The 6,711-nt window shown below is 60.6% G+C and carries 7 protein-coding genes; 3 read left to right on the forward strand and 4 right to left on the reverse strand.

The features are described 5' to 3' along the window. Positions 1 to 66: 66 nt before the first annotated feature. Positions 67 to 1,500 carry an NADP-dependent phosphogluconate dehydrogenase gene (gene gnd / locus AS26_RS12885; RefSeq protein ID WP_062310348.1) on the reverse strand — a complete coding sequence of 478 codons (1,434 nt, stop codon included), beginning with the start codon at positions 1,498 to 1,500 and terminating at the stop codon, positions 67 to 69. 318 nt (positions 1,501 to 1,818) lie between these two features. Between gnd and AS26_RS12890 the strand changes: the two genes are divergently transcribed. Continuing rightward, on the forward strand, positions 1,819 to 2,922 hold the full coding sequence (locus tag AS26_RS12890; protein WP_062310351.1) for an NAD(P)H-dependent flavin oxidoreductase: 1,104 nt from the start codon (positions 1,819 to 1,821) through the stop codon (positions 2,920 to 2,922). 50 nt (positions 2,923 to 2,972) lie between these two features. Here the strand turns inward: AS26_RS12890 and AS26_RS12895 are convergent, their stop codons facing one another. Both AS26_RS12895 and AS26_RS14895 read right to left on the reverse strand, forming a co-directional pair. Beyond that, on the reverse strand, positions 2,973 to 3,164 hold the full coding sequence (locus AS26_RS12895) for an H-type small acid-soluble spore protein (protein ID WP_062310354.1): 192 nt from the start codon (positions 3,162 to 3,164) through the stop codon (positions 2,973 to 2,975). Between the two features lie 143 nt (positions 3,165 to 3,307). After that, entirely contained in the window at positions 3,308 to 3,436 is a 129-nt protein-coding gene (locus tag AS26_RS14895; RefSeq protein ID WP_281176968.1) for a hypothetical protein, read from the reverse strand. Positions 3,437 to 3,529: 93 nt separating this feature from the next. On the opposite strand from AS26_RS14895, the gene AS26_RS12900 reads away from it, so the two are divergent. Both AS26_RS12900 and AS26_RS12905 read left to right on the forward strand, forming a co-directional pair. Beyond that, positions 3,530 to 4,819: a glycosyltransferase family protein gene (locus tag AS26_RS12900; RefSeq protein ID WP_062310357.1), complete on the forward strand. Its 1,290-nt coding sequence runs from the start codon at positions 3,530 to 3,532 to the stop codon at positions 4,817 to 4,819. 134 nt (positions 4,820 to 4,953) lie between these two features. Further along, positions 4,954 to 5,850 (forward strand): alpha/beta hydrolase, encoded by an 897-nt coding sequence (locus AS26_RS12905; protein ID WP_062310360.1) that lies wholly within the window; start codon positions 4,954 to 4,956, stop codon positions 5,848 to 5,850. A 110-nt stretch (positions 5,851 to 5,960) separates the two neighbouring features. Here the strand turns inward: AS26_RS12905 and AS26_RS12910 are convergent, their stop codons facing one another. Further along, entirely contained in the window at positions 5,961 to 6,575 is a 615-nt protein-coding gene (locus AS26_RS12910; protein ID WP_062310363.1) for a general stress protein, read from the reverse strand. Positions 6,576 to 6,711: the final 136 nt, after the last annotated feature.

The raw sequence follows: 6,711 nt of genomic DNA on the forward strand, positions 1-6,711 counted from the left end.
GGGCGATTTTTTTCGGGATGCCACAGGGGCCTAATGTTGCGCACGTGGTGCGCTTGCCCGGAGCGGTCAGATCTCCGTGAGGACCGGTTCGTCGCTCAGCCAGTGGAAGTGGAAGACGCCGCCGCGATCGACCCGACGGAACGTGTGCGCGCCGAAATAGTCCCGCTGTGCCTGAAGCAAATTCGCCGGCAGGCGCTCCGCGCGGTAGCTGTCGTAATAGGCGAGGGCGCTCGCAAATGCGGGAACTGGAACGCCGTAGGTGACGGCCGTTGCCACGACGCGACGCCATGCATCCTGGTACGATGCGATGGACCCACGGAAGTGCGGATCCAAAAGCAGGTTTGGCAGGCCGGGATTTCGATCGTAGGCTTCCTTGATGTTGTGCAAGAATTGCGCCCGAATAATGCAGCCGCCACGGAAGATCATCGCGATCGCGCCGAGATCGAGGTTCCATCCGTACTCCTGCGAAGCTTGGCGGAGTTGGGCAAAACCTTGGGCATACGAGCAAATCTTGCTCGCATAGAGCGCGCGCCGGACGTCCTCGATGAAGGCGTCGCGGTCGATGGACTCCCGCGGCCGCTCGGGCCCAGGGAGCACTTGGCTCGCGGCCACGCGTTCCTCCTTCATGGCCGACAAGAAGCGGGCGAAGACGCTTTCGGTGATCATGGTGAGGGGCACGCCGAGATCGAGCGCGCTCTGGCTGGTCCACTTGCCGGTCCCTTTTTGACCGGCGGTGTCGAGGATGACGTCGACCATCGGCCGGCCCGTCTCGGGATCCCGCTTGGAGAAAATGTCCGCCGTGATCTCGATCAAATAGCTGTCGAGTTCGCCTCGGTTCCAGTCCGCAAACACTTGGTGGAGTTCATCGGCGGAGAGCCCGAGGACCTCGGTCAACAGGTGGTACGCCTCGCAGATGAGTTGCATGTCGCCGTACTCGATGCCGTTGTGCACCATCTTGACATAATGGCCCGCACCGTCGGGCCCGATATACGTGCAGCAGGGCTCGTCCCCCACCTTGGCGGCGATAGCGGTGAGAATGGGCTCAACGAGCTTGTACGCCTCCCTGCTGCCGCCCGGCATGATGGCAGGCCCCTTGAGCGCCCCCTCTTCGCCACCGGAGATGCCTGTGCCGATGAAGAGGATGCCTTTTTGCTCAAGTTCTGCATGACGACGGCGGGTATCCTCGAAGTACGAGTTTCCTCCGTCGACGATCACGTCTCCCGGATCGAGCAGCGGCACGAGCTGCGAAATCGCCTCGTCCACAGGGCGACCGGCCTGCACCATCAGGATGATGCGCCGCGGACGCTCCAGGGACTTGACGAAGTCCTGCAGCGAATACGTCGGAATGATGTGCTTGTCCTTTGCTTCTTCCGCGAGTTCCTGTGTTCTCGAGGCCGTCCGGTTGTACACGGCCACCGTGAAGCCTCGGCTTTCGATGTTGAGCGCCAGGTTTTTGCCCATCACCGCAAGGCCGATCACGCCTACCTGTGCTTCTGCCACGCTCTCCACTCCTTGTCTGTCCGAGTTCCGCCGACGCGGCGGATCGCCCTCATCATAGAACAGGCAGAACTCTTCGACAAGTAGAGAAGGTTGAAAGATTAGAATAGATCACCCGACGGGCACACGAAACAAAAGGAGCGGCCTTTCGACCGCCCCTTTTGCAAAGGCTGTTGACACGCCACTGAACCCGCGTCTACGCGTCCGTTCTCGCGGCACATCAACCTCCTGTACGCCCATTTTGCCCCGCCTGCCGACGAGGTATACACTGAGATCACATCATCCGATTCGTCGCGCCTCGCGCCGCGAAGGAGGGATTCCATGACTCGACCCGTCCACAGCTGGCTCCAGGCTCTGGGCGTGCGCCACCCCATTTTTGCTGCGCCCATGGCCGGAGGCCCGTCGACGCCGGAATTGGTCGCAGCCGTGAGCAACGCGGGAGGACTCGGCTTTCTCGGCGTGGGATACCTGTCGCCCGAAGAAACCCGAACAGCCATTCGCCGCGTGCGCCAGCTTACAGATGCCCCCTTTGGCGTCAATGTGTTCGTCCCCGAGGAGCCGCAGGGCGATGCCCGCCATGCCGTACAGGCGATGAAGAGGTGGTTGCGCGAATGGGTGGGCGACCAGGCCGTCGCAGCCGAGATCGACGACGTGAATCCGCACCTCCCGACAGTCGACGAGTTCGACGCACAGATGAGCGTCATCATCGACGAGCGCGTCCCCGTGCTGAGCTTCACGTTTGGCTGCCCTGAAGGGGACGCGATCGCGAGATGGAAGAAAGCAGGGATGTGCGTGATGGGCACGGCCACAAGCCCGGAGGAGGCGATGGCCCTGGAGCGCGCGGGTTGTGACGCCGTGATCGCACAAGGCTACGAGGCGGGCGGACACCGCGGCTCCTTCTTCCCCATCGACGAAACCAGGCTCATCGGAACCATGGCGCTCGTGCCTCAGGTGGTCGATCGCGTCAGCATCCCGGTCATCGCGGCGGGCGGCATCATGGACGGTCGGGGCATTGTGGCGTGTCTCGCGCTGGGAGCAGCCGCGGTTCAGATGGGAACGCGTTTCCTGCTGGCGGACGAGAGCGGCGCCCATCCGGCGTACAAGCGAGCCGTCATGGCGTGGCGGGATCGCGGTACAGCTTTGACGCGGAGCTTTTCGGGCAAGCACGCCCGAGGCATCCGCAATGCGTTCATGGAGGCCGTAGCCCGAGAAGACCTGGACATTCCGCCGTACCCGCTTCAGAACGCGCTCACTCAACCGATCCGCCGCCGCGCGGCTGCCGAGGAGGATGCTGAGCGGATGTCTCTGTGGGCGGGACAGGGCTACCCGATGGCCAAGCCCATGCCCGCTGGAGAAATCGTGCGGGAACTTGTGCAGCAGATGGAGCACGTCATGTCTGTCCTGCGCGAAGCGGACACGCGCTAGCCAGCGACGGAGCACCGGGCGTTGAACGCGAACCGGCGCTCCGAAACCGTTCAATGCACGACGTGCTGCTCCGTGAGATCGCGCACATGCACCGCATACCGGTGATCCGGGTTTTTGAGATGATACACCGTTGCCGTCTGGGTTCCCTCATCGACGGACTGAATGTACACCTGATGGCCCTCGTGTGTGACGTGCGCCATGACGGGTGACGCCGCAATCTCCTTGGCACGCTGAAGGTCCATCCTGCACACCTCCTCTTCGTCGCCCATGAGGTTTCCCCACCCCGCGCCGGATATGTCGGACTGTGTCTGGCGACTTTGTGGCTAGGTCGCCAGCGTCCATCCGGCCGCTCCTCTAGAGGTGCGCGACGGTCGCCGCGGCCTTTTCATGTTCTTCGTAGTCGGCATAAGGCAGCGCGCTGGCGATGCCCCACAACACAATTTGTTGCGAGCGCTGACGCCACCACGCGGATATTGAGGTAAAACGGCCAGTTCCACGGGGTGATGGCGCCCACGACTGGCCGCAAGTGACGAATTTGCGTTCTTCACTCGAAACTTGACTCGGTTTGCGCTAGGATCGGGAACAGCGTGGAAAGGAGCAAGCGCACATGATGGACAGCGGGAGTGTGCGTCGGGATCAACGTGTTCTCGTCATCCTCATCGCCGTCAACCTCGTGCTAAGGTTTGCGTGGATCTCGTTTATGCACCCGATTCAGGAAGCGGATTTCGCGTGGTACGATGCGCGAGCCGTCGAACTGGCCCACAACCAAGGCTACAACTGGATGGGACATCCGACGGCCTATTGGCCCATTGGCTGGCCGTTTTTTCTCTCCTTGATTTACCGTGTGACAGGACCTTCGGTGATGGTTGGCCTTGCAGTAAATGCCCTTTTGTCGACAGGCATCGTGTGTCTGGTCTATGTGCTGACACGCCAACTGTTCCGCGATGTGCGGTCTGCCACGTGCGCAGCGGCCGCGTATACCTTGCTCCCAAGCCAAATCATCTGGAACAGTGTTTTAGGATCAGAAGAACTGTTCACGCTCCTTCTCGTGCTATTCTTTGTCCTTTATTTGCGCGGCATCGATCATCCGCGCGGATCTCGTTGGCTGGCCCTCGCCGGCGCGGTGATGGGGCTCGCTTGCGACGTCCGGCCCATCCCTCTAGCATTTCCTGCGTTTTTGTTCATCTACGAGTGGTGCGTGGCGCTCCCTCACGCCACCCCCGTACTCACCAGGTTGGGCTCGCGTGCAGCGCGCGCACTCGCCCGCGTCGTCTGGGTCACGGTGTTCATGTTGCTCGCCATTCTGCCCGTGACCATTCGAAACCGGCTCGCCATGGGCCACTTCGTCCTCGTATCCACCAATGGCGGCACGAATTTGTGGCAGGGCGTTCACGTCAACGGTGGCTATTGGTGGTCGTACAACCCGTACGTCAATCCCTTGGTACGGGTGACCAACGAGGTCGCGAAAAACGAGCTTGGGGAACATCTCGCTGAGCAATACATCCTGCACCATCCGTGGAAAACCTTTTTGAACGGTTGGGTCAAGATCTTTGACCTGTACAAGAACGACGTCAATGCGAATTGGTACACATTCCGGGTGTCCACCGCGTTCCATCCGTTTCTTCACGCCATCGACATGTTCACGACCGTCGCCTATTGGGTTCTCATGGTCCTGAGCTTGCTCGGCATTGCGCACATGTGGGTCAGGCGGCGTGAAGCTCGCCGGCCGTCCGCGCTTCTCCTGACCTTCGTGGTGTACTACACGTGTTTCTTTTTCTTCTTCCCCGCTTGGGACCGGTTCCGCTACCCTCTCATGCCCCTCTTCGCCGTCTTCACCGGGCCGGCCTGTGTATGGCTATGGACTAAGTGGAAGCACACCTTCCGGCCACATGACTGACACGCGGCGACTTCGACCTGCGGGGTATCCAGTCGTCGTCGGAGAGGGCCTTCGTCTTAGGGCGAGATCGCCAAGCTGTGAACCATGTGATAGGCTAACTATCAAATGATATCGCTTACAAAGGAGGCGCTCGGATGCCCAGTGCAGAGGCTCTTGCCGTCCGCTCCATGTTGCAGCAAATGCGCGCATCTCAGAACCTTGGGGAACGAAGCCTGGAAACCCAGAGGGCGGGTCTCGACCAAATGGGCCGAACCATTCCGAAACCCGAACACGTGCAGGTGGAGCGAACGTCCTTCGGCGGTGTCCCTGGCGAATGGATTGCCATGGCTGGCGGTGCCTCGACGCGCACAGTGCTATACCTGCATGGTGGCGCGTACTACATGGGATCCTGCGAATCTCACCGAGGCCTTGCATGGCGGCTCGCCCAGGCGTCCAAGTCCCGCGTTGCCCTCATCGAATACCGACTCGCGCCCGAACACAAGTTTCCGGCTGCAGTCGAGGACGCGGTGAAAGCATACGAATCCCTTCTCGCCCAAGGGATATCGCCAGACCGCATCGCGATTGCCGGCGACTCCGCCGGAGGCGGTCTGACCTTGGCCACACTCATCTCGCTGCGCGACGCGGGCAAACCGCTCCCCGCGTGCGCCGCTGTACTTTCGCCATGGACCGACCTGGCAGGCACCGGTCCATCGATGGAATCGCGCGCAGCCTATGACCCCTGGCTTGAACCAGATGGGATCCGGAAGGCGCCGCTCTTGTACTGCAGCGCGGAACAGCTCACGCATCCACTCGTGTCGCCTCTCTATGCCGATCTCGCCGGGTTACCCCCCATCCTCATCCACGTCGGTCGCGACGAGTGCCTGCTCGACGACTCCGTGAGGCTGCATGAGAAGCTTCAGCAGGCCGGCGTGAACTCGTCGTTACACATCTGGGAGGACATGTGGCACGTGTTTCACAGCTTTCCCATGCCAGAGGCGGACGAGGCGCTGACTGAAATCGGGGATTTCATCAAGGAGAAAATTCCGGAGTAAAGCGTATGCCGCCGGGCTCGGTGCTGCCTGACGGCAGCTGCCCCGGCCCGGCGTACTGCAACGGGGTTTCCCCTCGTGTCCGAATCTGCGCGATGGGATTGGATGAACGATCAGCCTTCGCTTGGAGCTTCGGTCGCAGAAGCGGATGTCCCGTCTTCGGGCGCACCGCCGTTGTCAAACATTTCGATTTGCGTACAATTCGTCTGTTGAAGGGCATAGTAAGCCTTGGTCACCAAGTCAGACGGGCCACTGACCATGACCAGGTACTCGCCTTCTTTGATGGATCGTTCGAATTGGACCGCTTTTTCGTGCTTCAGTCCCCAGCCCACCAGCAAGCCGGCAAGGCCCCCAAACAATGCCCCTTCCACCGCCGAAGTTAAGGCGTACGCGATGGGTCCAAAGAGGAGCAACGGCCCCGTCACCGGCGCGAAAAACACGGTGAATCCGAGGAGCAGACCGAGCATGCCTCCCCACAGCGCGCCGAATTTGCTTCCTTCCTTGGCAACGCCGCGGATGGTGGTAAAGCCGAGCGGGCGATCTTCAATCGAGAAATTCTTTCCTACCAGCGAAATGTGTTCGGCCGGGATTTGCCTTTCCAGCAACAATTCGACCGCTTTTTCCGCGTCGGCATACGCCTTGTAGGTCGCTGCGACATGGTCGGTATGGCGATCGTGCAATGGTTGCGTCGATAACGCTTGATTTTCTTGATTTTGTGAATGCTCCATGGACACACTCCTCAAGTCGCCTGCGCAGACTCGGACAGCCCCAGTGTATCAGGGGCCTCACAGAGGAGCAAATCCGACCTATACGCGTTTTCTATAGAAAATGATGAATTTTACACAAGAGATTTCAACTGCAGAA

The sequence above is a fragment of the Alicyclobacillus sendaiensis NBRC 100866 genome (genome assembly GCF_001552675.1).
GTDB classification, from domain to species: domain Bacteria; phylum Bacillota; class Bacilli; order Alicyclobacillales; family Alicyclobacillaceae; genus Alicyclobacillus; species Alicyclobacillus sendaiensis.

Excerpts from the sequence above, each read along its gene's own strand:
- AS26_RS12890 (WP_062310351.1), top strand. The coding sequence starts at position 1,819 with ATGACTCGACCCGTCCACAGCTGGCTCCAGGCTCTGGGCGTGCGCCAC.
- AS26_RS12895 (WP_062310354.1), bottom strand. The coding sequence starts at position 3,164 with ATGGACCTTCAGCGTGCCAAGGAGATTGCGGCGTCACCCGTCATGGCG.
- AS26_RS12900 (WP_062310357.1), top strand. The coding sequence starts at position 3,530 with ATGATGGACAGCGGGAGTGTGCGTCGGGATCAACGTGTTCTCGTCATC.
- AS26_RS12905 (WP_062310360.1), top strand. The coding sequence starts at position 4,954 with ATGCCCAGTGCAGAGGCTCTTGCCGTCCGCTCCATGTTGCAGCAAATG.
- AS26_RS12910 (WP_062310363.1), bottom strand. The coding sequence starts at position 6,575 with ATGGAGCATTCACAAAATCAAGAAAATCAAGCGTTATCGACGCAACCA.